Source organism: Streptomyces pyxinicus (assembly GCF_024753135.1).
GTDB classification, from domain to species: Bacteria; Actinomycetota; Actinomycetes; order Streptomycetales; family Streptomycetaceae; genus Streptomyces; species Streptomyces pyxinicus.
In genome coordinates this window covers 13,757-34,952 of the sequence record NZ_JANUGP010000033.1, presented here as the reverse complement: position 1 = coordinate 34,952, position 21,196 = coordinate 13,757, and the positions used below count along the sequence as shown (strand labels likewise).

At 73.0% G+C, this 21,196-nt stretch carries 21 protein-coding genes; 10 read left to right on the top strand and 11 right to left on the bottom strand.

Annotated elements, in window-relative coordinates:
* The first annotated feature begins 23 nt into the window (after window positions 1-23).
* From aceA to NX794_RS30680, 3 genes are all read left to right on the top strand, one after another.
* Window positions 24-1,307 carry an isocitrate lyase gene (aceA, locus tag NX794_RS30690; protein WP_258782741.1) on the top strand — a complete coding sequence of 428 codons (1,284 nt, stop codon included), beginning with the start codon at window positions 24-26 and terminating at the stop codon, window positions 1,305-1,307.
* Between the two features lie 100 nt (window positions 1,308-1,407).
* A complete protein-coding gene (gene aceB / locus NX794_RS30685) occupies window positions 1,408-3,000 on the top strand; it encodes a malate synthase A (RefSeq protein WP_258782740.1) in 1,593 nt (530 codons plus the stop codon).
* The gene (locus NX794_RS30680) at window positions 2,997-3,866 is read left to right on the top strand and encodes a 3-hydroxybutyryl-CoA dehydrogenase (RefSeq protein ID WP_258782738.1); all 870 of its coding nucleotides are present in this window, start codon (window positions 2,997-2,999) and stop codon (window positions 3,864-3,866) included. The genes aceB and NX794_RS30680 overlap by 4 nt, the downstream gene beginning before the upstream one ends.
* A gap of 43 nt (window positions 3,867-3,909) precedes the next feature.
* Here the strand turns inward: NX794_RS30680 and NX794_RS30675 are convergent, their stop codons facing one another.
* Window positions 3,910-4,761 carry an ABC transporter ATP-binding protein gene (locus tag NX794_RS30675; protein ID WP_258782737.1) on the bottom strand — a complete coding sequence of 284 codons (852 nt, stop codon included), beginning with the start codon at window positions 4,759-4,761 and terminating at the stop codon, window positions 3,910-3,912.
* A gap of 166 nt (window positions 4,762-4,927) precedes the next feature.
* Here NX794_RS30675 and NX794_RS30670 point away from each other — a divergent pair, with 166 nt between their 5' ends.
* Entirely contained in the window at window positions 4,928-5,782 is an 855-nt protein-coding gene (locus tag NX794_RS30670) for an alpha/beta hydrolase (RefSeq protein ID WP_258782736.1), read from the top strand.
* A 3-nt stretch (window positions 5,783-5,785) separates the two neighbouring features.
* Here NX794_RS30670 and NX794_RS30665 read toward each other — a convergent pair whose 3' ends face one another.
* From NX794_RS30665 to NX794_RS30645, 5 genes are all read right to left on the bottom strand, one after another.
* The gene (locus NX794_RS30665) at window positions 5,786-6,367 is read right to left on the bottom strand and encodes a GNAT family N-acetyltransferase (RefSeq protein WP_258782735.1); all 582 of its coding nucleotides are present in this window, start codon (window positions 6,365-6,367) and stop codon (window positions 5,786-5,788) included.
* Window positions 6,368-6,410: 43 nt separating this feature from the next.
* Window positions 6,411-6,554: a hypothetical protein gene (locus NX794_RS30660; protein WP_258782734.1), complete on the bottom strand. Its 144-nt coding sequence runs from the start codon at window positions 6,552-6,554 to the stop codon at window positions 6,411-6,413.
* A gap of 196 nt (window positions 6,555-6,750) precedes the next feature.
* Complete coding sequence (locus NX794_RS30655) at window positions 6,751-7,314, bottom strand: hypothetical protein (RefSeq protein WP_258782733.1); 564 nt, start codon at window positions 7,312-7,314, stop codon at window positions 6,751-6,753.
* A gap of 116 nt (window positions 7,315-7,430) precedes the next feature.
* Entirely contained in the window at window positions 7,431-7,874 is a 444-nt protein-coding gene (locus tag NX794_RS30650; RefSeq protein ID WP_258782732.1) for a helix-turn-helix domain-containing protein, read from the bottom strand.
* Between the two features lie 117 nt (window positions 7,875-7,991).
* On the bottom strand, window positions 7,992-8,585 hold the full coding sequence (locus NX794_RS30645) for a hypothetical protein (RefSeq protein WP_258782730.1): 594 nt from the start codon (window positions 8,583-8,585) through the stop codon (window positions 7,992-7,994).
* Between the two features lie 459 nt (window positions 8,586-9,044).
* On the opposite strand from NX794_RS30645, the gene NX794_RS30640 reads away from it, so the two are divergent.
* Window positions 9,045-10,226 carry an alanine--tRNA ligase-related protein gene (locus NX794_RS30640; RefSeq protein WP_258782728.1) on the top strand — a complete coding sequence of 394 codons (1,182 nt, stop codon included), beginning with the start codon at window positions 9,045-9,047 and terminating at the stop codon, window positions 10,224-10,226.
* A 9-nt stretch (window positions 10,227-10,235) separates the two neighbouring features.
* Here NX794_RS30640 and NX794_RS30635 read toward each other — a convergent pair whose 3' ends face one another.
* A complete protein-coding gene (locus tag NX794_RS30635; RefSeq protein ID WP_258782724.1) occupies window positions 10,236-10,940 on the bottom strand; it encodes an SDR family oxidoreductase in 705 nt (234 codons plus the stop codon).
* A gap of 287 nt (window positions 10,941-11,227) precedes the next feature.
* Between NX794_RS30635 and NX794_RS30630 the strand changes: the two genes are divergently transcribed.
* Window positions 11,228-12,547 carry a phosphatase PAP2 family protein gene (locus NX794_RS30630; RefSeq protein WP_428985992.1) on the top strand — a complete coding sequence of 440 codons (1,320 nt, stop codon included), beginning with the start codon at window positions 11,228-11,230 and terminating at the stop codon, window positions 12,545-12,547.
* A 19-nt stretch (window positions 12,548-12,566) separates the two neighbouring features.
* On the opposite strand, the gene NX794_RS30625 is transcribed toward NX794_RS30630, so the two are convergent.
* The 3 genes from NX794_RS30625 to NX794_RS30610 form a co-directional block, all read right to left on the bottom strand.
* On the bottom strand, window positions 12,567-13,331 hold the full coding sequence (locus NX794_RS30625) for an SDR family oxidoreductase (RefSeq protein ID WP_258782723.1): 765 nt from the start codon (window positions 13,329-13,331) through the stop codon (window positions 12,567-12,569).
* 106 nt (window positions 13,332-13,437) lie between these two features.
* Window positions 13,438-15,741 carry an MFS transporter gene (locus tag NX794_RS30615; RefSeq protein WP_428985991.1) on the bottom strand — a complete coding sequence of 768 codons (2,304 nt, stop codon included), beginning with the start codon at window positions 15,739-15,741 and terminating at the stop codon, window positions 13,438-13,440.
* Window positions 15,741-16,232: a MarR family winged helix-turn-helix transcriptional regulator gene (locus NX794_RS30610; RefSeq protein WP_258782721.1), complete on the bottom strand. Its 492-nt coding sequence runs from the start codon at window positions 16,230-16,232 to the stop codon at window positions 15,741-15,743. Before NX794_RS30610 ends, NX794_RS30615 begins: the two co-directional genes overlap by 1 nt.
* Window positions 16,233-16,307: 75 nt before the next feature.
* Here NX794_RS30610 and NX794_RS30605 point away from each other — a divergent pair, with 75 nt between their 5' ends.
* The 4 genes from NX794_RS30605 to NX794_RS30590 all read left to right on the top strand — a co-directional run bounded on the left by NX794_RS30605 (window position 16,308) and on the right by NX794_RS30590 (window position 19,852).
* Window positions 16,308-17,420 (top strand): aminotransferase class V-fold PLP-dependent enzyme, encoded by a 1,113-nt coding sequence (locus NX794_RS30605; protein ID WP_258782714.1) that lies wholly within the window; start codon window positions 16,308-16,310, stop codon window positions 17,418-17,420.
* A gap of 144 nt (window positions 17,421-17,564) precedes the next feature.
* Window positions 17,565-18,704: a fatty acid desaturase family protein gene (locus NX794_RS30600; protein WP_258782711.1), complete on the top strand. Its 1,140-nt coding sequence runs from the start codon at window positions 17,565-17,567 to the stop codon at window positions 18,702-18,704.
* 72 nt (window positions 18,705-18,776) lie between these two features.
* Entirely contained in the window at window positions 18,777-19,196 is a 420-nt protein-coding gene (locus NX794_RS30595; RefSeq protein WP_258782710.1) for a hypothetical protein, read from the top strand.
* A 203-nt stretch (window positions 19,197-19,399) separates the two neighbouring features.
* The gene (locus NX794_RS30590; RefSeq protein WP_258782708.1) at window positions 19,400-19,852 is read left to right on the top strand and encodes a phospholipase; all 453 of its coding nucleotides are present in this window, start codon (window positions 19,400-19,402) and stop codon (window positions 19,850-19,852) included.
* Between the two features lie 28 nt (window positions 19,853-19,880).
* Here NX794_RS30590 and NX794_RS30585 read toward each other — a convergent pair whose 3' ends face one another.
* Window positions 19,881-21,104, bottom strand: coding sequence for a saccharopine dehydrogenase family protein (locus NX794_RS30585; protein WP_258782706.1), 1,224 nt, complete (start codon window positions 21,102-21,104; stop codon window positions 19,881-19,883).
* Between the last annotated feature and the right edge of the window lie 92 nt (window positions 21,105-21,196).

Below are 21,196 nucleotides of genomic sequence, written 5' to 3'. Positions count from 1 at the left end.
AGACCGAGGAGACGGTGACAGTCATGGCAGACGCGAGGACACAGGCGGCCGAGGAGCTGGCGCGGCGCTGGGCGACCGACCCCCGCTGGCAGGGCGTCGAGCGCACCTACGACGCCGAGGATGTGGTCCGGCTCTCCGGCAGTGTCCGCGAGGAGCACACCCTGGCCCGGCGCGGCGCCGAGCGGCTGTGGCGGCAGCTGCACGAGCGGGACTACGTCCACGCGCTCGGCGCGCTCACCGGCGGCCAGGCGGTCCAGCAGGTCAGGGCCGGGCTCCAGGCCATCTACCTGTCCGGCTGGCAGGTCGCCGCCGACGCCAACCAGGCCGGCCACACCTACCCCGACCAGAGCCTGTACCCGGCCAACTCGGTGCCGCAGGTGGTGCGCCGCATCAACAACGCCCTGCTGCGCGCCGACCAGATCGCCGCCTCCGAGGGCGCCGGCGACACCACCGACTGGCTGGCGCCGATCGTCGCGGACGCCGAGGCCGGGTTCGGCGGCCCGCTGAACGCCTTCGAGCTGACGAAGGCGATGATCGCGGCCGGTGCGGCGGGCATCCACTACGAGGACCAGCTCGCCTCCGAGAAGAAGTGCGGCCACCTCGGCGGCAAGGTGCTGGTGCCCACCTCCCAGCACATCCGCACCCTGAACGCGGCCCGCCTCGCCGCCGACATCGCCGACGTGCCGACGGTGATCATCGCCCGCACGGACGCCCTCGCGGCGAACCTGCTCACCAGCGACGTCGACGAGCGCGACGCCGAGTTCACCACCGGCGAGCGCACGGCGGAGGGCTTCTACCAGGTCCAAAACGGCATGGCCCCGGTGATCGCGCGCGGTCTGGCCTACGCGCCGTACGCCGACCTGATCTGGGTGGAGACCGGCACCCCGGACCTCGCCCAGGCCCGTGAGTTCGCCGAGGCGATCCACGCGCGGTACCCGGACCGGATGCTGGCCTACAACTGCTCGCCCTCCTTCAACTGGAAGGCGGCGCTGGACGACGACCAGATCGCCAAGTTCCAGCGCGAACTGGGCGCGATGGGCTACCGGTTCCAGTTCATCACGCTGGCCGGGTTCCACTCCCTCAACCACGGCATGTTCGACCTGGCCCGCGGCTACGCCGAGCACGGCATGACCGCCTATGTCGACCTCCAGGAACGGGAGTTCGCCGCCCAGGCGCAGGGCTTCACCGCCGTCAGGCACCAACGCGAGGTCGGCACGGGCTACTTCGACCTGGTCTCCACCGCCGTCAACCCCGCCTCCTCCACCACGGCGCTGGCCGGCTCCACGGAGGAGGAGCAGTTCCACTAGAGCGCTCCGACGCCCGCCGGTCCGCCCCCTCGTCGGGCACGGACCGGCGGCGGCCGTGCCCTTTCCGTCTCCGCCCCGCTCCCCCACCCAGGAGAACCCGATGACCACGATCGCCCCGCCCGGCACCGTCCGCGTCCTCGCCGCCCCCGGTCACCGGCACGACGAGATCCTCACCCCCGCCGCCCTCGACTTCGTCGGCCGGCTCGTCGAGGCTTTCGCGTCGCGCCGCCTGGATCTGCTGAAGGAGCGCCGCCGGCAGGTGCTGCGGCTGGCGGCCGGCACCCCGCTGGACTTCCCCATGGTCACCTCGGCCGTGCGCGACGACCCGCGCTGGCGGGTGGCGCCGCCCGCGCCGGGCCTGACCGACCGGCGGGTGGAGATCACCGGTCCGCCCGACCGCCGGATGACCGTCAACGCGCTCAACTCCGGTGCCCAGGTGTGGATGGCGGACTTCGAGGACGCCACCGCACCCCTGTGGGACAACGTCGTCGGCGGCCAGCTCAACCTGCTCGACGCCATCGAGCGCCGGATCGACTTCACCACGCCCGAGGGCAGGGAGTACCGGCTCGGGGAACGTCTCGCCACCATCGTCGTACGGCCCCGGGGCTGGCACCTGGACGAGGAGCACCTGGAGTACGGCGGCCGGCCCGTGCCCGCCGCGCTCGTCGACTTCGGGCTGTACTTCTTCCACTGCGCGCGGCGGCAGCTCGACGCCGGCCACGGCCCGTACTTCTCCCTGCCGAAGCTGGAGAACCGCTACGAGGCCCGGCTGTGGAACGACGTCTTCCTGCTGGCGCAGGAGCTGCTGGACATCCCGCGCGGTACCGTCCGCGCCACCGTCCTCATCGAGACGATCACCGCCGCGTTCGAGATGGAGGAGATCCTCTACGAGCTGCGCGAGCACGGCGCGGGGCTCAACGCGGGCCGCTGGGACTACCTGTTCAGTCTGATCAAGACCTTTGGACACCGCACCGACTTCCTCCTGCCCGACCGCGCGAAGGTCACCATGTCCGCCCCGTTCCTGCGGGCCTACACCGAACTCCTGGTCCGCACCTGCCACAAGCGCGGGGCGCACGCCATCGGCGGCATGGCCGCCCAGGTCCCCGGCCGGGACCCGGTGGCGAACGAGGCCGCGTTCGCCACCGTCCGCCTGGACAAGGAACGGGAGGCCGAGGACGGCTTCGACGGCTCCTGGGTGGCGCATCCGGCGCTGGTGCCGGTCTGCCGCGAGGTCTTCGACGGCGTGCTCGGCGACCGGCCCCACCAACTGGACCGGACCCGGGACGACGTGGAGGTGGGCCCGGCCGACCTGCTGTCCGTCCGCCGGATCAGCGGGCCGCCCACTCCGGACGGGGTACGCACCAACGTGGCTGTCGCGGTGCGGTACTTCGCCGCCTGGCTGCGCGGGCAGGGCGCCGTCGCGCTGGACGGGCTCATGGAGGACGCGGCGACCGCCGAGATCGCGCGTGTGCAGCTCTGGCAGTGGCTGCGGCATCGGGTGATCGAGCGGGGGACCGTGCTGGAGCTGCTGGACGCCGAGATCGACGCGGTGGGGGCGGAGTATCCGTGGGCGCCGGTGGAGGAGATCCGCGCACTGTTCGAACGGGGCGCGCTGCAAGGGGAGTTGCCGCAGTTCTTCACTCCGGACGCCTACACGCGGCACCTGGTGCGGCGGGCCGGGGGCGAGGCATGAGCGGGGAGATCCGGCGCGTCGGTGTGGTCGGCGGCGGGCAGATGGGCGCCGGCATCGCCGAGGTGTGCGCGCGGGCCGGTCTCGACACGGTGGTCTGCGAGGTCGACGCGGTCGCGGCGCGGGCCGCACGCGAGCGGGTGGCGGCCTCCCTCGACCGCGCGGTGGGGCGCGGCAGGCTGGAGCGGGCCGCCGCGCGGGGCGCCCTCGACCGCCTCGTGTTCACCGGGGATCTGGACGACCTGGCCGACCGCCACCTCGTCGTGGAGGCGGTGGTGGAGAACGCGGAGGCCAAGACGGAGGTCTTCGCCGCCCTCGACAAGATCGTCCGGGAGCCGTCGGCCGTGCTGGCCACCAACACCTCGTCCCTGCCCGTGATGCGGCTCGGCATGGCGACCGGCCGGGCGGACCGGGTCGTGGGCCTGCACTTCTTCAACCCGGTCCCGGTGCTGCCGCTGGTGGAGGTGGTGACCTCCCTGCACACCTCGGCCGCGACGGCCGCGAGAGTGGCGGACTTCGCGTCCCGGGTGCTGGGCAAGACGGTGATCCGGTCCCGGGACCGGGCCGGCTTCGTCGTCAACGCCCTGCTGATCCCCTACCTGTTGTCCGCGATCCGTATGGCCGAGTCCGGTTTCGCCACGGCGGCGGACATCGACACCGGCATGGAACTGGGCTGCGCCCATCCCATGGGGCCGCTGCGGCTCGCCGACCTGATCGGCCTGGACACCGTCGCCTCGATCGCGGACTCCCTCTACGAGGAGTTCCGCGAGCCGCTGTACGCCCCGCCGCCGCTGCTGCGGCGGATGGTGCAGGCGGGGCTGCTCGGCCGCAAGACCGGGCGCGGTTTCCACGTCCACGAGCGGGGTTGAGGGGACCGGCACGGTGGCTGTGGCACAGGGGCGCTCGCGTGCCTCAGCCCCGGGGCGCCCGCCCCCGCGAGTACGCCGCCCAGCGGCCGTCCCGGCGGGTCACCGTGATGCCCCGGCCGAAGCACTCGGTCAGGGTCGCGTCGGTCAGCACCTCGGTGACCGGTCCCCGGGCCAGGATCCGGCCCTCGCGCAGCAGCAGGGCGTGGCCGATCACCGGGGACAGCTCCTCCAGGTGGTGGGTGACCGTGACGGTCGCCAACCGGGGCCGTCCCCCGGCCAGTTGGTGGAGGGCGTCGATGAGGTCCTCGCGCGACGGCAGGTCGAGCGCGTTGAACGGCTCGTCCAGGAGCAGCAGCGCGGGCTCCGCCATCAGGGCCCTCGCGATCAGGATCCGGGCCCGCTGTCCGCCGGAGCACACGCCGTACGGCCGGTCGGCCAACTCCTTGATGTCCAGCTCGGCCAGCCGCTCGTGGGCGCGCCGGCGGACCTCGTCGTCGTACACGCGCCACAGCGGCTGCACGGTGCCGGTGTGGCCGGTCAGGACCACGGCGTGGGCGGTGAGGTCGCCGGGCACCCGCTGGGCGGTTGTCACGTGCCCGATGCGGGCGCGCAGGTCACGGACGTCCACCCGGCCGAGCCTGCTGCCGAGCACCTCGACGCTGCCGGTCGTGGGGTGCATGAGGGCGCCGAGCAGCCGCAGCAGGGTCGTCTTGCCGGCGCCGTTGGCCCCGAGCAGCGCCCAGTGCTCTCCGGGCCGGACCGTCCAGTCGACGCCGTCGAGGATCAGGTGGTCGCCGGCGTGGCGGCGGACGCTCACCTCGCGCAGGAGGACGACGGCCGCCGGGGTTTCCTGGCTTGTGTCGTGGCTCGTGTCCCGCACCGTCCGCCCGGTCATCCGGCACGCCCTCTCGTCGTCGGCTGTCGTCCGTGCGGCGAACGGTAGATGTAAGGCCCACGCGGTTGCCGGGCCGTCCGGATGGCGGACGGCCCCCTGGTATCCCGACGGTGCCGTCACTCCGCGAGCCGGTGCCCCGTACTGTGGGTGACCGAAGGAGGCCGCCATGCCCGTCTCGGAGGTCGAGCTGCGCCGGATCACGGTGAACGGCGTGGCACTCAACGTGGCGACGGCCGGTCGCGGCCCCGCCGTACTGCTGCTGCACGGCTTCCCGCACACCTGGCGGCTGTGGACCGACGTCATCGGCGAACTGTCCCGGCGGTGGCGCGTGATCGCCCCCGACCTGCGGGGCTTCGGTGACAGCGCCCGGCCGCCGGACGGATACGACGCCGGCACGCTGGCCGCCGACGCCGAGGCACTGCTGGCGGCGCTGGACGTGGAGTCGGCGGCCGTGGTCGGCATCGATGCCGGTACCCCGCCCGCGTTCCTGCTGGGGATGCGCGGGCCCGGCCTGGTACGGCGGCTGGTGCTCATGGAGTCGCTGCTGGGCCGGCTGCCGGGCGCCGAGGGCTTCCTCGCCGACGGCCCGCCGTGGTGGTTCGGCTTCCACGCCGTGCCCGCTCTCGCGGAGTCCGTGCTGGTGGGCCACGAGGAGCGCTATGTCGGCTGGTTCCTGGACCAGGGCACGCTCGGCCGGGGGGTGCGTGACGAGGTGCGCGACGCCATCGTCCGGACCTATCGCGGCACGGACGCGCTGCGCGGTGCCTTCGGACTCTACCGGGCACTGCCGGACACGGTTCGCCAGATCGAGGCCGCGCTCGGCTCCGCCCGTCTCACCGTGCCGACGATGACGATCGGGGCCCATCCGGTGGGCCGCGCCCTCGAACACCAGCTGCGCCCGCACGCCGACGATCTCCGGGGTCACGTGCTGCCGGACTGTGGGCACATCATCCCGCTGGACCGCCCCGGCCCCCTGCTGGACCTGCTGCTTCCGTGGCTCGGAGAGGATGACCGTCGGTGAGGCTCACCAGAGTTTGTCGATGTCCCCGGGGTACAGCTCGATCCTGCTGCCGTGGAACGACGCCTCCGCCTGCCGCGCCCACGGGGTGAAGAGGCCGGCCATGGTGACCTTGTCGAAGCCCGGCCGGTCGCTGGGGAACGGATCGCGAGGCGTGCCGCCGACCAGGACGGTCCCGGGCAGGACCCGCCAGCCGGCGCTCTCGTAGAACGACCGGAGCGGCCGGTCGCAGGTGAACAGCCCCAGATCCGCGCCGCTCGTGATCATCGCCTCGCGGCCCGCCGCCACCAGACGGCGGCCGTGGCCCTGCCCCCGGTTCTCCTGCCGCGTCACGACCGCGCTCAGGCCGGCTGCCGCGTACCGTCGGCCGGCGTGGGTGATCTCCTTGGACAGGATGTCCAGTGCGGCCAGCACCGTCCCGTCCCGGACGAGGAGCATCGACCGGGGCCGCAGCAGGGGGTCGTGGGCGGGGGCTTCCGGATCGGCGGCCGACCCGGCCGGCGACGGCCACGCCTGCTCCTGGATCTCCCGCACCTGCGCGCGCAGCACGGAGGGGGTGGCTTCTTCGGCGAACGACAGTATGTGCACGGGCCGATTCTGCCGGGTCCCGGCCCACCCCTCGGAGAGCGGTTCAGTTCTCGGAGGGGTCAGGACCGAGCGGGTCCAGCTCGGCGGGAGGGGGTGGCGGCGGGGGGAAGAGCAGGTTCTCGTAGGCGTCCAGGGCGAACACGACGAGCATGAGCAGCACCGGTACGAGCAGGGCCAGCAGGACCATGATGCCTCCCACCAGGGCGGGGACCACGGGGACGGCAACGACATCGGGTTCGCTTCCAGCGTGAGCCGAATGGCTGAACACGGCACCTCGGGACGGCGGGGGTGTAGGTCGGTCGGGTGAATTCCCGCCGCGCCGCCCCCGGAATCCCGGGGCCCACCCCCGGGCATTTCGGGGCTCGCTCCGGGAGTCCCGGGCCTCAGCCGTCGCCGCCGCCCCCGCGACCGCCCTGTCCGGCGGTCTCGCAGCCCACTCCGAGGCAGATCCCGCCGTTGCCGCCCCGGCCTCCGGCACCGCCGTCGCCGCTGCCCACGGCGTCCCCGCCCCGGCCGCCCGCGCCTCCGTTGGCGCTGCCGCCGCACACGCCGACGCAGATGCCGCCGTTGCCGCCGGCGCCGCCGTCGCGTCCCGGTGCCCCGGTGGTGCCGTTGCCGCCGTTGGCGCTGCCGTCGCACAGGCCCGCGCAGATGCCGCCGCCCGAGCCGGCGGTGCCGTTGACGGTCCCGTCGCAGTCGCCCGCGCAGATCTTGTCGCCGATACGGACGCTGCCGTTGCCGAGCTGGATGCCGCCGAGCGTCCCGGCACCGCCGGTCGTCGCACCGGGCCCCGTGTCGTCGGTGGGCAGGTGCCGGGTGGCGGAGGCCGTGCCGGGCGCGGCCCCCGGCAGGGGAGCGGCCGACGCGCCCGGCGCCATCGCACCGCCGGCCGCCACGGCCGCCGCGACCGCGAGGCCGAGACCGAATGTCGAGGAACGTCTGCGCATGGCCTTTTCTCCTTGTCGGGGAGTTCCGGGTGAGAGGGTCGAGGGGGTCGGTGGGTGTGCGGGGCCGCCTGGGCCGGCGCCCCGCCCGTGCTCCGGGCAGGGCGCCGGTCCTCGCGTCAGGAGGGGAAGGGCGAGCCGCCGTCCAGCAGGGCGAGCCAGTCGCCGTCCTGGAACCGCCGCTCCCAGGTGTCGTACACCTTCTCCGTGATCTTGTACTTCTTGGCGACCTCGGCCTTCGTGGCGTGCCCGGAGGTCACGATCAGGACGATCCGGAGCTTGTCCACTCCGGTGAGGTCCCGCTCGGGCTTGTCGGGCAGGTCCTCGGCGGACAGACAGGCCGCGTGTCCGGGCCGGCCCGGTTCGCCGGGCCGGCCGGGCTCACCGCCCCCGCCGGCCGCGCCGCCCTGCCCGCCCCGGCCGCCCTCACCGCAGTCGGCGGAGTGGCTGGTGGCGGGGGCGAGCGCGGAGGACGCGGCTTGTGCTGTGCAGGCGGTGCCGGAGACGAGGGCCAGGCCGGCCACCGCCAGGAGGACGGGGCGCCGCCAGGTGGCTGTGAACATCGGGGTTCTCCGTTTTCGTTGCCGGGACTTTCCTTGCCGGGGCTCCGGGGACGTGAGGTCCCCGGGGGACGGCGGGGGCGGTATCGAGGACCGCCCCCGCCGCGTGGACCGCGTCGGTCAGAAGACGCTGCCGCCGCCGGCTCCGCCATTGCCGCCGAGGCCACCGAAGAGACCGCCCAGGCCGCCCGTGCCGCCCTTGCCGCCGTTGCCGCCCTGCAGGACACCGAAGCCCCCGGTCCCGCCGTTGCCGCCCTTGCCGCCGACGAGGACACCGTCACCGCCGCCGCCACCCGAGCCGCCGCTGCCGGCGAAGATGCCGTCACCGCCCTTGCCGCCGTTGCCACCGGCACCGCCGATGACGCCGTCCCCGCCGCCGCCACCGCCACCGCCGCCCCCACCGGCGAGGATGCCGTCACCGCCGCTGCCGCCGTTGCCCCCGGCACCACCCACGCCCAGCACGCTGCCGCCACCGGAACCGCCGGAGCCCCCGCCGCCGCCGATCAGGCCGCCGCCACCGGCACCGCCGTCGCCGCCGGCGCCGCCACCGCGCACCAGGCTCACCGTCGACGCCGGCATCGGGGCCGCCATCGCGGAGGACACCGGGAGGACGACGCCACCGGTGATCAGTGCGGCGGAGGCGAAGACGGTCGCGAGACGGACGCCTCGGCGCTGGGGGCGGGTGGTACCGGGGGTGTGGTTGTCACGAGTCATGGTCTGCTCCTTGAGAGGTCGGGCCGTGCGGAGGCGGCTCTCGTCGGTTTCGGGATGTCGGCCGGGGAGGGAATTCCCGCTCCTGCGGGGGCTTTCCGTTTCCGGTGGGGCCGTGCTTCAAGTACGCCGGATCCCGGGGGCCCGGTCACGTTCCGCGAATTCGGGGCTTGACGGCGCCGTGAACGCCGGTTAAAAGCGGCCGGCGCGCAGAAAACCGGGTGCCTCGGTGGCATCGGCGCGCTAGGGTCGCCGCCATGAACGTCACCGGCCGAACCGTCACCGCGACCGCGCGAGCGACCAGCTCGCCGGTTGCCGCCGTCTGACCTTCTTCTCCCACCGGCGACCGGAAACGGGCCCGCCGGTGCTCCCGTGGCGTTCTCCTCTTCCCGCCCTGGTACGACGACCGCGCGGCCCCCGTTCTCCGGCGCCTCCCCGCTGATCACGCGAAGGAGCCACCCCATGGACACGGAGCGGGTAGTCCGTACGTTCACCGAGTTCTACGAGGACCGCGGTCACCGCCGGATCACCGGCTCGACCCTGCTGCCGCCGCCGGGTGACCCGGTGCTGTTCACGACCGCCGGCATGCACCCGCTGACCCCCTACCTGGAGGGCCGGCCCCACCCGCTGGGCAGGCGGCTGGTCAATGTGCAGCGGTGTCTGCGGACCACCGACCTGGAGGAGGTCGGGGACGCCACCCATCTGACCGTGTTCGAGATGCTCGGCACCTGGTCGCTGGGCGACTACGACGGCCCGGTCAGCCTGGACTGGGGATTCCGGCTGCTCACCGAGGGGTTCGGGATCGACCGGGGGCGCCTGCACGCCACCGTCTTCGGCGGGGACGGCCAGGTGGGACCGGACACCGACTCGCTCCGGCTGTGGCAGGAACACGGTGTTCCCGTGGAACTCACCGTGGAGGACAACTGGTGGGCCAACGGGCCCGTCGGCCCCTGCGGGCCGGACTCGGAGATCTTCCTGTGGACCGGCGACGGACCGCCCCGGTCGACACCCACCCGCGACGACCGCTGGGTGGAGGTGTGGAACCACGTGATGATGCGTCACCGCCGCCTCGCCGACGGCACGCTGGTGCCGCTCCCCCGGCGCAACGTCGACACCGGCCTCGGCCTGGAGCGGCTGGCCACGCTGCTGCAGGGCGAATCCTCGGTGTTCGAGTGCGACGTCTTCGAGCCCTGGCGCCGGCTCGTGCCGCGCCTGTGGCCGCTGGACGACCCCTCGCTGCGGCTGGTCCACGACCATCTGCGCTCGGCCGTCGTGGTCGTCGGCGACGGTGTGCGGCCCGCCAACACCGGGCAGGGGTACGTGCTGCGCCGGCTGCTGCGCCGCGTGCTCACCGTGCTGTGGCGGGAGGACCCCTCGCGCAGCCTCGGAGACCTGCCGGACGAGCTGGTCACGCACACCCTCGACCGGTTCCGGCAGGACGCCGGCCCCGGCACCGTACGCCGTCTGCTGCTGGACGAGGAGCGGCGGTTCGGCCGGCTGCTGGAGCGCGGGCGGCGGGTCCTCGCCCGGCCGCGGTTCCGACGGCCGCTGACGGACGAGGACTTCCACTACCTGCACGACACCCACGGGCTGCCCAGGGACCTGGTGCTGAGCCTGCGGGGAAGCGAGGTGACGGACCTGTGAGGTGTCCGGTCAGCGCGCGAGCTGCGGGTACAGCGCCTCCACGCCCCCGGACAGGCCGGCGCGGACCTGTCCGCTGAGGTCGTCGGCGACGATCTCGTGCAGGCCCTTGTCCACGCCCTCCAGTGCGATCCGGGCGATGTCGGCGGGGTCGGACTTCGGCGCGTCGAGTCGGGCGACCATGTCGGTGTCCATGTAGCCGACGTGCAGGGCGCTGACCTGGGTGCCCTGGCCGGCCAGCCGCACGCGCAGCGCGTTGGTGACGGACCACTCGGCCGACTTGGCGGCGCAGTAGCCGGCGGCGTCCGGCAGGCTGACCCAGGACAGCACCGACAGGACGTTGAGGATCGCGCCGCCGCCGTTGCGTGCGAGGACGGGCGCGAAGGCGCGGCTGACGCTCAGGGTGCCGAGCACATGGGTCTCGAAGTCGGTGCGGAAGGCGTCGAGTTCGCCGTCGAGGAGGGAGCCGCCGGACGAACTGCCCGCGTTGTTCACGAGGAGGGTCACGTCGGGTGCCCGCTCGGCCGCGGCGCGCACGGCGGCCGGATCGGTGATGTCCAGCGCGAGCGGGACCGCTCCCTCGGCGGTGATCTGGCGGGGGTCGCGGGCCGCCGCGTAGACCTTGCTCGCGCCGGCCTCCAGCAGGGCGCGGACGAAGCGGTCGCCGAGACCTCGATTGCCGCCGGTGACGAGGGCGACGGAGCCGTTGACGGTCATGGGTGTGCCTTCTTCCGGGTCTCCCCGAGGGAAACCGATCGGTTTTCTCTACCGCTCCGACTGTAAACCGATCGGTTTCCCGTGTCGAGCCGCAGCGCGGCCACCGGCCCGGCGAGGGAATCGGGGCGCGCCCGGAGTGTGCCGGAATCACTCCGATAACATGATTCGGCTCATCACGAGCAGCCAGCAGAGCGACCATCCGGCCACCAGGGAACAAAGCGGCAGAACAGTTGATATCCACCGGACCGCGGGACGTCTCGCGAACAGAATCAAGAGCCGGACTCGCCGTGCCGCGCCGGCCTCAGGCGCTGGTGTGGACCGCGGCCGGCGTGGTGACCCTCGGGTTCCTCGTCGCGCTGGAGATCGCGGCACGCCACTACGGGCTGCCGGGACCGGTGAGCGCCCAGGTGCGCGAGGTCGTGTTCCTCCCCAAGTCGGGATTCCTGCTGTACGCCAGCCTGGGCCTGATGATGGTGGTCCTCACCTGGCGGGAACGGCTGGTCGCGGCCGGGGTGGCGATCGGCGTCGACGCCGTCTTCCTGCTCGTGCGGTGGGCGGTGCACGCGGACATGACGAGCGGACACCCCTTCGGCAACGGAGCGCTGTGGGTGATCCTCGGCTGCGCGGTCATCGCCGTCACGCGCCGCACCGGGGCGGAGCGCGCGCTGCTGCTGAAGGGCGTCGGTCTCGCCCTGCTGCTGGTGGCCGGGCGCAAGACCGGTGACACCTGGCTGCTCATCACGTCCAAGACCCGCCCGACGGTGCTCGACCCGTACGTGGCGACCGCCGACCACGCGCTCGGCAACCCGTCCTGGCTGGTGGGCCGGCTGGTCCGCGCCACCGGTCCGGTCGGTTCCCATCTCCTCGACCTCGTCTACGGCCAGCTCGCCGTGGCGGCGGTCGTCATCGCGGTGTACCAGCTGCGCGACGTGGCGGCCGAGCGGCGCTTCCCGAGCCACCACCTGGTGCGCACCTTCCTGGTGATCGGCCTCCTCGGACCGGGCATCTACCTGCTCTTCCCGGTGGTCGGACCGGTCTTCGCCTACGGCCCGGGCGCCACCGGTACCGGGGGCCTGCACTGGGCGGTGGCGAACCTGTGGCCGGACACACCGGTACCGGTCGCCGCCCCGCACCCGGTGCCGTTCGACGGCCTCACCCCCCGCAACTGCATGCCGAGCCTGCACACCGCGTGGGCGACCACGATCTTCGTCCACTCCCGCAAGGGCCCACGCGCCCTGCGCGTCGCGGGGACGTTCTGGCTGGTCGCCACGCTCACCGCGACCCTGGGCTTCGGCTACCACTACGGCGTGGACCTCCTCGCCGGCGTGGTCTTCGCGCTCACCGTCGAGGCCGCGCTGCGCGCGCAGGCACGCGGCTGGGACCGAGCCGCCGGCCGGCTGGTGGCGTACGGCGCGGCCGTCTTCACCGGACTGCTGCTGGCCTACCGGTATCTGCCGCTGGAGATGGCCCGGCACCCCCTGCTGTTCGGCCCGCTCCTCCTGCTGGCGACGGCCTCGGTGATCTACGGCTACGTCCGGACCACCCGCCGGTGGGAACCGGCGCCCGCCCCCCTGGCACAGCCGGAGCCCCAGCCCGAACCGGCCTGACGGGCGGGGGCCACGGCGGTCAGCGGGTGGTGTAGCCGCCGTTGAGGAAGAGGGTCTGGCCGTTGGCCCACCAGCCGTCGGTCAGGAGGTGGCGGACCCAGGGGACGATGTCCTCGATCTTGGTGAGGTCGCCGTTCATGGCGGAGGACTTGTGGTACGCCACCGAGTCGTCGTCCTCGGCCGGGTAGAAGAACGAGGTGTCCATCGGTCCCGGCGCGATGGCGTTGACGGAGATGTTCCGGCCGAACAGCTCCTTGGACAGGGCCCGGGTGAAGTGCTCGACCGGGGCCTTGCTGCCCGCGTAGGCCGCGTACAGGCCGGTGTAGGCGGCCAGCAGCGAGGTGACGACCGTGATGATCCTGCCGCCGTCCTCGATACGGCGGGCGGCCTCGCGCATCACGAAGAACGCGGCCTTGGAGTTGACCGCGAACATCCGGTCGTACTCCTCCTCCGTGATCTCCGTCAGCGGTTTCTTCAGCACCATGCCCGCGGTGTTGACGCTGTAGTCGAGGCGGCCGTAGCGGTCGACCACCTCGTCGAAGACCCGCTCCACCTCGGCCGGCCGGGTCAGGTCGGCCTGGACGGCGAACGCCTCACCCGGGCCGGCGTCGATCCGGGCGACCACGTCCTCGGCCTTGGCGCGGGAGGAGTCGCTGTTGTAGTGCACGGCGACCTTCGCGCCCTCGGCTCCCAGGGTGGTGCTGATCAGTCCGCCCAGGTTCCGTGACGCGCCGCCGACGAAGGCGACCTTTCCGGCGAGTGCGTTGTCCGGAGTGCTGACCATGACGGCCTCCTTGGCCCTGCGCGCGAACGGGAGGGAACGCGGTGCCGGGCGCCGCGTCCTCGTCCCAAGGAACCACCGTCCGGGCGTCCGGGCATCTCGAACGGCGTCACTGCGCGGGTGTGCGCCGCCCCACCCGGAGGTCCACCCGGCGTGCCTCGCCCTCCGCGACGGCGACCCGCGCGGCCACCGGCGCGTACCCGGAGACGACCACCGTGTAGTCACCCGGGGCCAGGTCCGGCACGGTGTAGGTGCCGTCGGCGACCGTCAGGGCGGCGGCCACCACCTTGCCCTGCGGGTTCAGCAGGGTGACGCGGGCCTCGTGCACGGGCAGCCCGGTCCGCTCCTGCCGCACGGTGCCGCGCACCCCGCCGACACCGGCCAGCGTGACGTCCGTGGCCGGGGGTCCCGGGTCGCCGGTGAGCCGCACCGCGCGGGGGTGGTGGCCCGGCGCGGACACGACCAGGGTGTACGACGGTGAGGGCGGCGGCGTCAGGGTGTACGTGCCGTCCCCGGCGCTTCTGGCCAGGGCGCACTGCCGGCCGTCCCGGTCGACGAGGGTGAGGGTCGCCTGGGTGACCGGGTGGCCGGCGCTGTCGGTCACCCGGCCGCTTATCCCGGGTGCCGGGGCGGCGTCGGCAGGCGCCGGGCGCTCCGGGTGCGCGCCGGGAGCCGGGCCCGCTGTCGCCGGCCGGGTCCGGCCCCGGACCAGTGAGGCGCCGGCCGCTGCCAGGGACATGGCGATGGCCAGTGAGAAGACGACCACCAGGCCGTCGTGGAAGGGCTGGGAGATGAGGTGCGGGAAGAACTCGCGGCCGGTGAGATGGTCCACGGCGGAGGGTGACAGCCGGCCGAGGATGTCCGGGCCGAGGAGGTGCTGGATCGGGTTGTAGCCGAGGAACGCGGCGAACAGGACGCCGACCGGCGGCAGTTGCGCGACGGTGTGGGCGGCTCCCGTGGGGACGCCCTGCGCGGTCAGGCCGGTGGTGAGGGTGCTGGGCAGGGTGCCGGAGAGGCCGGCCACCATGAGGGAGAAGAACACGCCCATGGACAGCACCATGCCGGCGTTCTGGAAGGTGGCCCGCATGCCGGACGCGGCGCCCCGGGCGTCGGCCGGGACGCTGGACATGATGATCGCCGTGTTGGGTGCCGCGAACAGGCCGCCGCCGAGGCCGTTGAGGAAGATCAGGGCGGCGAACACCCCGTAGGAGAAGTCGCCGGGGAGGACGAGCAGCCCGGCGAAGGACACCGCCATGACGAGGAAGCCGGAGGCGGCGAACAGCCGCGCCCCGAACCGGTCGGAGAGCGCGCCCGAGACGGGTCCGGCGAGCAGGAAGCCGATGGTCAGGGGCAGCATGTAGATGCCCGCCCACAGGGGGGTGTCGGCGTAGTCGTAGCCGTGCAGGGGCAGCCAGATGCCCTGGAGCCAGATGATCAGCATGAACTGGAGGCCGCCGCGGGCGATGGCGCCGAGCAGGGTGGCCGCGTTGCCGCCGGCGAAGGCGGCGTCGCGGAACAGCCGCAGCGGGAACATCGGCTCGGCGACCTTCGTCTCGACCACGCAGAAGACGCCGAGCATGGCGGCGCCGCCGATGAGCCCGGCGAGGACCCAGGGGTTGGTCCAGCCCATGGTGTGGCCGCCGTAGGGCTGGATGCCGTAGGTGATGCCGGCGAGCAGCGCGGTCAGGCCGAGGGCGAAGGTGACGTTGCCCCACCAGTCCATGCGGCCGGGCCTGCGGACGCCGGTCTCGTGCAGCGACTTGTAGGCCCAGACCGTGCCGATCAGGCCGATGGGCACGTTGACCCAGAAGACGGAGCGCCAGTTCCAGGTGACGAGGGCCCCGCCGAGCACCAGGCCGAGAAAGGAGCCGGCGATGCCCGCGACCATGTTGACGCCGAGGGCCATGCCGCGTTGCCGGGCGGGAAAGGCGTCGGTGAGGATGGCCGCCGAGTTGGCCATCAGCATCGAGCCGCCGACGGCCTGCACGATGCGCCAGCCGATCAGCCACAGCGCGCCGCTGCCGCCGTGGAAGGGGTCGAGGGAGAGGACCACCGAGGTGAGCGTGAAGATCAGGAAGCCGGCGTTGTAGATGCGGACCCGGCCCATCATGTCGCCGAGCCTGCCGAGCGCGACGACGAGGACGGCCGTGACCAGCATGTAGCCCATCAGCATCCACAGCAGATAGCTGACGTTGCCGGCTTCGAGGGGGTCGAGGCGGATGCCGGTGAAGATGCCGGGCAGCGAGATCAGCACGATCGAGCTGTTGACGGTGGCCAGGAGCATGCCGACCGTGGTGTTGGTCAGCGCGACCCATTTGTAGCGGGGGTGGTCGGCGCCGATCCAGGTCCGGCGGCGCGGCGCACCGTCCGGTCCGGTGCCCGGCGGTGTCCGGTCGGTCTGTTCGGCGGTCATCACACGCTCCCGGTGTCTTCGCGGGCGGTCACGGCGGCGGACTGGGTGTCGTCGGCGACCATGCGCCGGACCAGCGGGGCGACGATCTCCATCGCCTCCCGCAGGGCCTGCCGGTCCGCGTCCGGCAGCGTGGCCACGAGGGCGGCGAGGCGGTCGTCGCGGGCCTGCCGGCGGGCGGCGAGCACCTCGCGGCCGGCGTCGGTGACGGCCACCAGGGTCACGCGGCCGTCGACCTCGTCGGCGATCCGCAGCACCAGGCCCTGCCGCTCAAGCCGCTGCACCAACTGGGTCATCGACGGCTGGGTGACGCCCTCGGCCGTCGCGAGTGCCGTCAGCCGGGCGGGTCCCTCGCGTTCGAGCCGGGCCAGCGTGGCGGCGGCCGTGAAGCTCATGCCCCGGCGGTCCGTCACGACCCTGATCACGGCGGACGCGGTGTCCGCCAGCGCCCGAGCCGTCTGCCGGGCGTCCCCCTTACCCTGCGCGTGGTCCACACTTCTGAGTATCACGCGCCTATATAGGCAGCCTATGAAAACACGGTAAGAAGAATCCCCGGGAGGACGAGCCCCGTGCTCACGCCGTACGCGACCCACTTCGACACACCGGCCGGATACCTCGACTTCGCCCGCTTCGGGCCGCCGTCCCGGGACGCCGTGGCCGCCACCGCCCGCGCGATGGAGGAGTCCGCCCGGGCCGCCCGCGGCACCGTGGACGACCTGATGCGCGCGGAGGGGGTCGCACGGGAGACGGCCGCCCGGCTCGCCGGCACCGACGCCGGGCACACCGTGCTGCTGCCGAACGCGTCCACGGGACTGTTCCAGGCCGCGCTCGGCGTCCGGGAGGGCACGGTCCTGGTCCCCTCCACCGACTTCCCGGCCAACCACTACCCGTGGCGCCGGACCGCGCGGCTGGGCCGGGCCACGCCCCGCTGGCTCGACCCCGCGCCCGGCGGCGGGGTCACCCCGGAGCTAGTGCGGTCCGCGCTGACCGAGGACGTCGTCGCCGTGTCCGTCAGTGCCGTGGACTTCCGCACCGGCTACCGGGTGGACCTGGCGGCGCTGCGCGAGGTGATCGGACCGGACCGGCTGCTCCTGGTGGACGGCATCCAGGCGTTCGGCGTGGCGGCGATGGACTGGGACGCGGCCGACGTGGTGGTGGCGGGCGGGCAGAAGTGGCTGCGGGCGGGCTGGTCCACGGGTTTCGCGACCCTCTCGGACCAGGCCCTCGCCGTACTGGAGCCGGTCCTCACCGGCTGGACCGGGGTCGAGGACGCGGGCCTCTTCGACGGATCGGAGCATCCGCCCGTGCCGGACGCGGGGCGCTGGTCGATCACCCATCTGAGCCCGGTGACGGCCGCCGCCTTCGCGGCGGCGCTCGCGGTCGTCGAGCGGCACACGGTCGCGGCGATCGAGGCCGCGATCGCCGTACGGGTCGCGGAGCTGGCCGAGGTCGTCACGGAGTACGGCGGCCGGGTCCTGTCCCCCGCCGATCCGGCGCGGCGCGCCGGCATCCTGTCCTTCACGGTGCCGGAACGCGAACCGTCCGTCGTCGTCAAGGCGTTGCACGCCCAGGAGGTGACCGCCACGGTGCGCGCCGACTCGCTCCGGCTCTCGCCGCACGCCTCGACACCGCCGGAGGCGCCCGAGCGGGTCGCCGCCGCGCTGGCGTCGCTGCGCGACTGACCGGTCCCCTCGCCGAGCCGGGGCGGAAGGGACGTACGTGGTACGTCGGGGGGTTAGCCCCCGGCCGTCCCTGTGGCAGGCCGCGTCCGCGGCGGGTGGCTGGCCGGATTCCGTGAGCCGGGACCCCGCACCAGACTCCCCGGTATGACGATCTCCCCCGATGTTCCCGTCGCGACACGGCCCTCCGCCGGGCCCGCCAGGGCGCCGGGCGGCGCCGGCGGCAGCGACTTCGCCCGGCTGTCCCGCCGTGTCGCCGAGGCCGGTCTGCTGGCCCGGCGGCCCGGCTACTACACCGCCCGGATCGGCGCGGTGACCGCGCTGTACGCGGCCGGCTGGGCCGCCTTCGCCACCCTCGGCGACACCTGGTGGCAGCTGGCGATCGCCGCCTTCCTGGCTTTCGTGTTCGGCCAAGTCGCGCTTGTCTCCCATGACCTGGCGCATCGTCAGGTGTTCCGGCGGCGGCGCCCCAGCGAGATCGCCGGGCGGCTGTTCGGCAACCTGGGCATCGGCATGAGCTACGGCTGGTGGATGAACAAGCACACCCGGCACCACGCCAACCCCAACCACGAGGAGCTGGATCCGGACGTCGCCCCGGACATCCTGGTGTGGTCCGCCGACCAGGCCCGCTCCAGCCGCGGACCGGCCCGTCTCATCGGCGGTCACCAGGCGCTGCTGTTCTTCCCGCTGCTGACCCTGGAGGGGTTCAACCTGCACGTGGCGAGCCTGCGGGCGCTGCGCTCGCCGGCGATGAAGAGCCGGGTGCTTGAGGGCACGCTGCTCCTGCTGCACCTCGCGGGTCTGCTGACCGCCCTCTTCCTGGTGCTCCCGCCCGGCAAGGCGGTGGCGTTCCTCGCGGTGAACCAGTGTCTGTTCGGCGTCTACCTCGGCTGCACCTTCGCCCCGAACCACAAGGGCATGCCCACCTTCACCGGTGCCGAGCGCCCGGACTTCCTGCGCCGCCAGGTACTGACCTCCCGGAACGTGCGCGGTGGACGCCTCACCGACCTGATGCTCGGCGGCCTCAACCACCAGATCGAGCACCACCTGTTCCCGAGCATGCCCACGCCCCATCTCCGCCGGGCCCGGGTCCTGGTGCGGGCGTACTGCGCCGAGACCGGGGTGCCGTACCACGAGACGGGCCTGCTCCGCTCCTACCGCGAGGCGCTCGCTCATCTGCACCGGGTGGGCGAGCCGATCCGGCGGCGGGAGGCCGGTCCGGCTGTTACAGGACAGGGACATACGGCGAGTGAACGCCGGCGCCCGCGGTGTCGTCGTAACCAGTGACGGCACCAATCGACACGTAGGTGTCCTTTCGTTCGTACATCTCTTCTCGCGACAGAAACGGACAGAACTGTGATGCTCTTCCAGCGACGCTCCCTCCGCGTGGCCGTGGTCGGCGTTCTCGGCGCGGCCTCCCTCGCCCTCGCGGGTACCGCGATGGCGGCCACCCCGGTTTCGCACACCACGGCCACCGCCACCGCCGCGCACCAGGCCCCGGCGGCCACGGCGGGCATCACCGCGAAGCCGTCCGTCACGACGGTCCGCGCCTGGGAGCTGTTCCGGGTCACCGGCAAGACCACCGGTCTGCGGGCGGGCAGCAAGGTGACCCTCCAGCAGAAGCAGCACGGCACGTGGGTCGCGCTGCCCGCGTCCGCGCCCATCTCCCGGGACGGCTCGTACTCCCTGGGCGTCAAGCTCGGCCTGAAGGGCAAGAACGACCTGCGCATCGTCAGCGGCCAGACGGCTTCGCCGGTCTTCAACGTGACCGTTGGCTGAACCGCCGCACCAGGAAGCGCACCAGGCGGGCACCCGGCGCACGTCCCGGGTGCCCGCCTCGTGTTCACCGGGGGTCGAGTCGGTCCGCCAACAGTTCACGGCCCGTTCGGGTCCGGACGGTGTACAGAACCCGTTGACGCATCAATCATCTTGTCATGTACCTGTGGCCCGATGGGCGGGCCGCGGTCTCATGGAGGTGTGGGATGCACCGCAGACTCGCCGTCGGACTGTCCGCCTCGGCCCTCGCCCTGGCCACCACCGTCGCCACCGCGACCGCCGCCGACGCGGCGCCGGCCGACAAGCCCCAGGTGCTGGCCAGTTGGACGCAGACCAGCGCGTCGAGCTACCACCTCTGGGCCGCCGCCCGATCGAACCAGTCCGCCTGGTCCGCGTACGGCTTCGACTGGTCCACGGACTACTGCTCCTCCTCGCCGGACAACCCGTTCGGCTTCCCCTTCTCGACCTCCTGCGCCCGGCACGACTTCGGCTACCGCAACTACAAGGCCGCCGGCACCTTCGACGCCAACAAGTCACGCCTGGACAGCGCCCTGTACGAGGACCTCAAGCGGGTCTGCGTCACCTACAGCGGCGCGACGAAGTCGGCGTGCGACAGCACGGCCTGGACCTACTACCAGGCGGTCAAGGTCTTCGGCTGACGCGCCGGCCCACCGGTGGCCCCGAGGGTCAGCCCTGTTCGCGCAGTCCCCAGGGGGAGCCGTACTCGGTGAGCAGGTCGAGGAACGGGCGGGGCGGCAGGGCCTCGGGGCCGAGGACGCCCCGGCCCGACCAGGTGCCGGATGCGAGGAGTTCGAGGGCGACGACCGGGTTGACCGCCGTCTGCCAGACCACGGCCTGGGAGCCGTACTCGCCCATCGACCACTGGTTGTCGACGACGTGGTACAGGTACACCTCGCGCGGGGCGCCGTCCTTGACGCCCTTCACCCAGGTGCCCGCGCAGGTCTTGCCGGTCATGCGGTCGCCCAGCGTGGCCGGGTCCGGCAGACAGGCGGCGACCACGTCACGCGGGGACACCCGCACCGGCCCGTCCTCCCCCGGGACGGTAACCTTCCCGGTGGCGTCCAGGCCGAGTTGGCGCAGGGTCTTCAGCTTGGTGATGAAGTCGTCGCCCAGGCCGTACTTGAAGGTCACCCGGCGCGCGTCCACCCAGCGCGGGATGAGCAGCACCTCCTCGTGCTCCACGTTCACGCACTCGACCGGGCCGATGCCCTCGGGGAAGTCGAAGACCTCCGGTTCGCTGAACGGGGCGGTGGTGAACCAGCCGCGGTCCCTCTCGTAGACCACCGGCGGGTTCAGGCACTCCTCGATGGTGGTCCAGATGCTGAACGACGGCGCGAAGTCGTACCCCTCGACGGTGAGGTTCGCACCGTCCCGGACGCCGATCTCCTCGATCTCGTCGAAGAGTTCGTCCGCCGCGTACCGGGCGAAGACGTCGGAGAGACCGGGTTCCACCCCCATGCCGACCAGGGCCAGCCGGCCCGACTCCGCCCAGCTGTCGGCCAGTTCGAACTGGTCGTCGCCGAGTTTGACCCAGCATTCCTCGTGGGGGCGCTCCGCGTGCGGGGCGGACAGCGACATCGCCATGTCCAGGTAGTGCGCGCCCGCCGCGAGGGCCGCGCGGAACAGGGGCATCACGAACCGCGGGTCGGTCGCGTTCAGCAGGACGTCGCAGCGCTCCTCGGTGAGCAGCCGGCGTACGGCGTCCTCGTCGGAGGCGTCCAGGCGCCGGGCGCTGAACCGGTCGGCGCGCTCCGTCAGGGCGGCGACGGCCGACTCGGCGCGGATGAGGTCGTAGTCGGCGACGACCATGTGGGCCAGGAAGTCGCGGCGGGCCGCGATCCGGGTGACGGCGGTGCCGACGCCGCCCGCGCCCACGAGGAGTACTCGCATGTCAGACACACCTCTCTCGGGAAGGGCACGCGCCGTGCGACGGAGGCGTGCCCGGGAAGTTGGCCCGATGCAACGCGACCGCCCGAGGTAAA

What these genes read in the sequence shown, in the direction of transcription:
- aceA (WP_258782741.1), top strand. Translation starts at nt 24, where the DNA reads ATGGCAGACGCGAGGACACAGGCGGCCGAGGAGCTGGCGCGGCGCTGG.
- aceB (WP_258782740.1), top strand. Translation starts at nt 1,408, where the DNA reads ATGACCACGATCGCCCCGCCCGGCACCGTCCGCGTCCTCGCCGCCCCC.
- NX794_RS30680 (WP_258782738.1), top strand. Translation starts at nt 2,997, where the DNA reads ATGAGCGGGGAGATCCGGCGCGTCGGTGTGGTCGGCGGCGGGCAGATG.
- NX794_RS30675 (WP_258782737.1), bottom strand. Translation starts at nt 4,761, where the DNA reads ATGACCGGGCGGACGGTGCGGGACACGAGCCACGACACAAGCCAGGAA.
- NX794_RS30670 (WP_258782736.1), top strand. Translation starts at nt 4,928, where the DNA reads ATGCCCGTCTCGGAGGTCGAGCTGCGCCGGATCACGGTGAACGGCGTG.
- NX794_RS30660 (WP_258782734.1), bottom strand. Translation starts at nt 6,554, where the DNA reads ATGGTCCTGCTGGCCCTGCTCGTACCGGTGCTGCTCATGCTCGTCGTG.
- NX794_RS30655 (WP_258782733.1), bottom strand. Translation starts at nt 7,314, where the DNA reads ATGCGCAGACGTTCCTCGACATTCGGTCTCGGCCTCGCGGTCGCGGCG.
- NX794_RS30650 (WP_258782732.1), bottom strand. Translation starts at nt 7,874, where the DNA reads ATGTTCACAGCCACCTGGCGGCGCCCCGTCCTCCTGGCGGTGGCCGGC.
- NX794_RS30645 (WP_258782730.1), bottom strand. Translation starts at nt 8,585, where the DNA reads ATGACTCGTGACAACCACACCCCCGGTACCACCCGCCCCCAGCGCCGA.
- NX794_RS30640 (WP_258782728.1), top strand. Translation starts at nt 9,045, where the DNA reads ATGGACACGGAGCGGGTAGTCCGTACGTTCACCGAGTTCTACGAGGAC.
- NX794_RS30635 (WP_258782724.1), bottom strand. Translation starts at nt 10,940, where the DNA reads ATGACCGTCAACGGCTCCGTCGCCCTCGTCACCGGCGGCAATCGAGGT.
- NX794_RS30625 (WP_258782723.1), bottom strand. Translation starts at nt 13,331, where the DNA reads ATGGTCAGCACTCCGGACAACGCACTCGCCGGAAAGGTCGCCTTCGTC.
- NX794_RS30615 (WP_428985991.1), bottom strand. Translation starts at nt 15,741, where the DNA reads ATGACCGCCGAACAGACCGACCGGACACCGCCGGGCACCGGACCGGAC.
- NX794_RS30600 (WP_258782711.1), top strand. Translation starts at nt 17,565, where the DNA reads ATGACGATCTCCCCCGATGTTCCCGTCGCGACACGGCCCTCCGCCGGG.
- NX794_RS30595 (WP_258782710.1), top strand. Translation starts at nt 18,777, where the DNA reads ATGCTCTTCCAGCGACGCTCCCTCCGCGTGGCCGTGGTCGGCGTTCTC.
- NX794_RS30590 (WP_258782708.1), top strand. Translation starts at nt 19,400, where the DNA reads ATGCACCGCAGACTCGCCGTCGGACTGTCCGCCTCGGCCCTCGCCCTG.
- NX794_RS30585 (WP_258782706.1), bottom strand. Translation starts at nt 21,104, where the DNA reads ATGCGAGTACTCCTCGTGGGCGCGGGCGGCGTCGGCACCGCCGTCACC.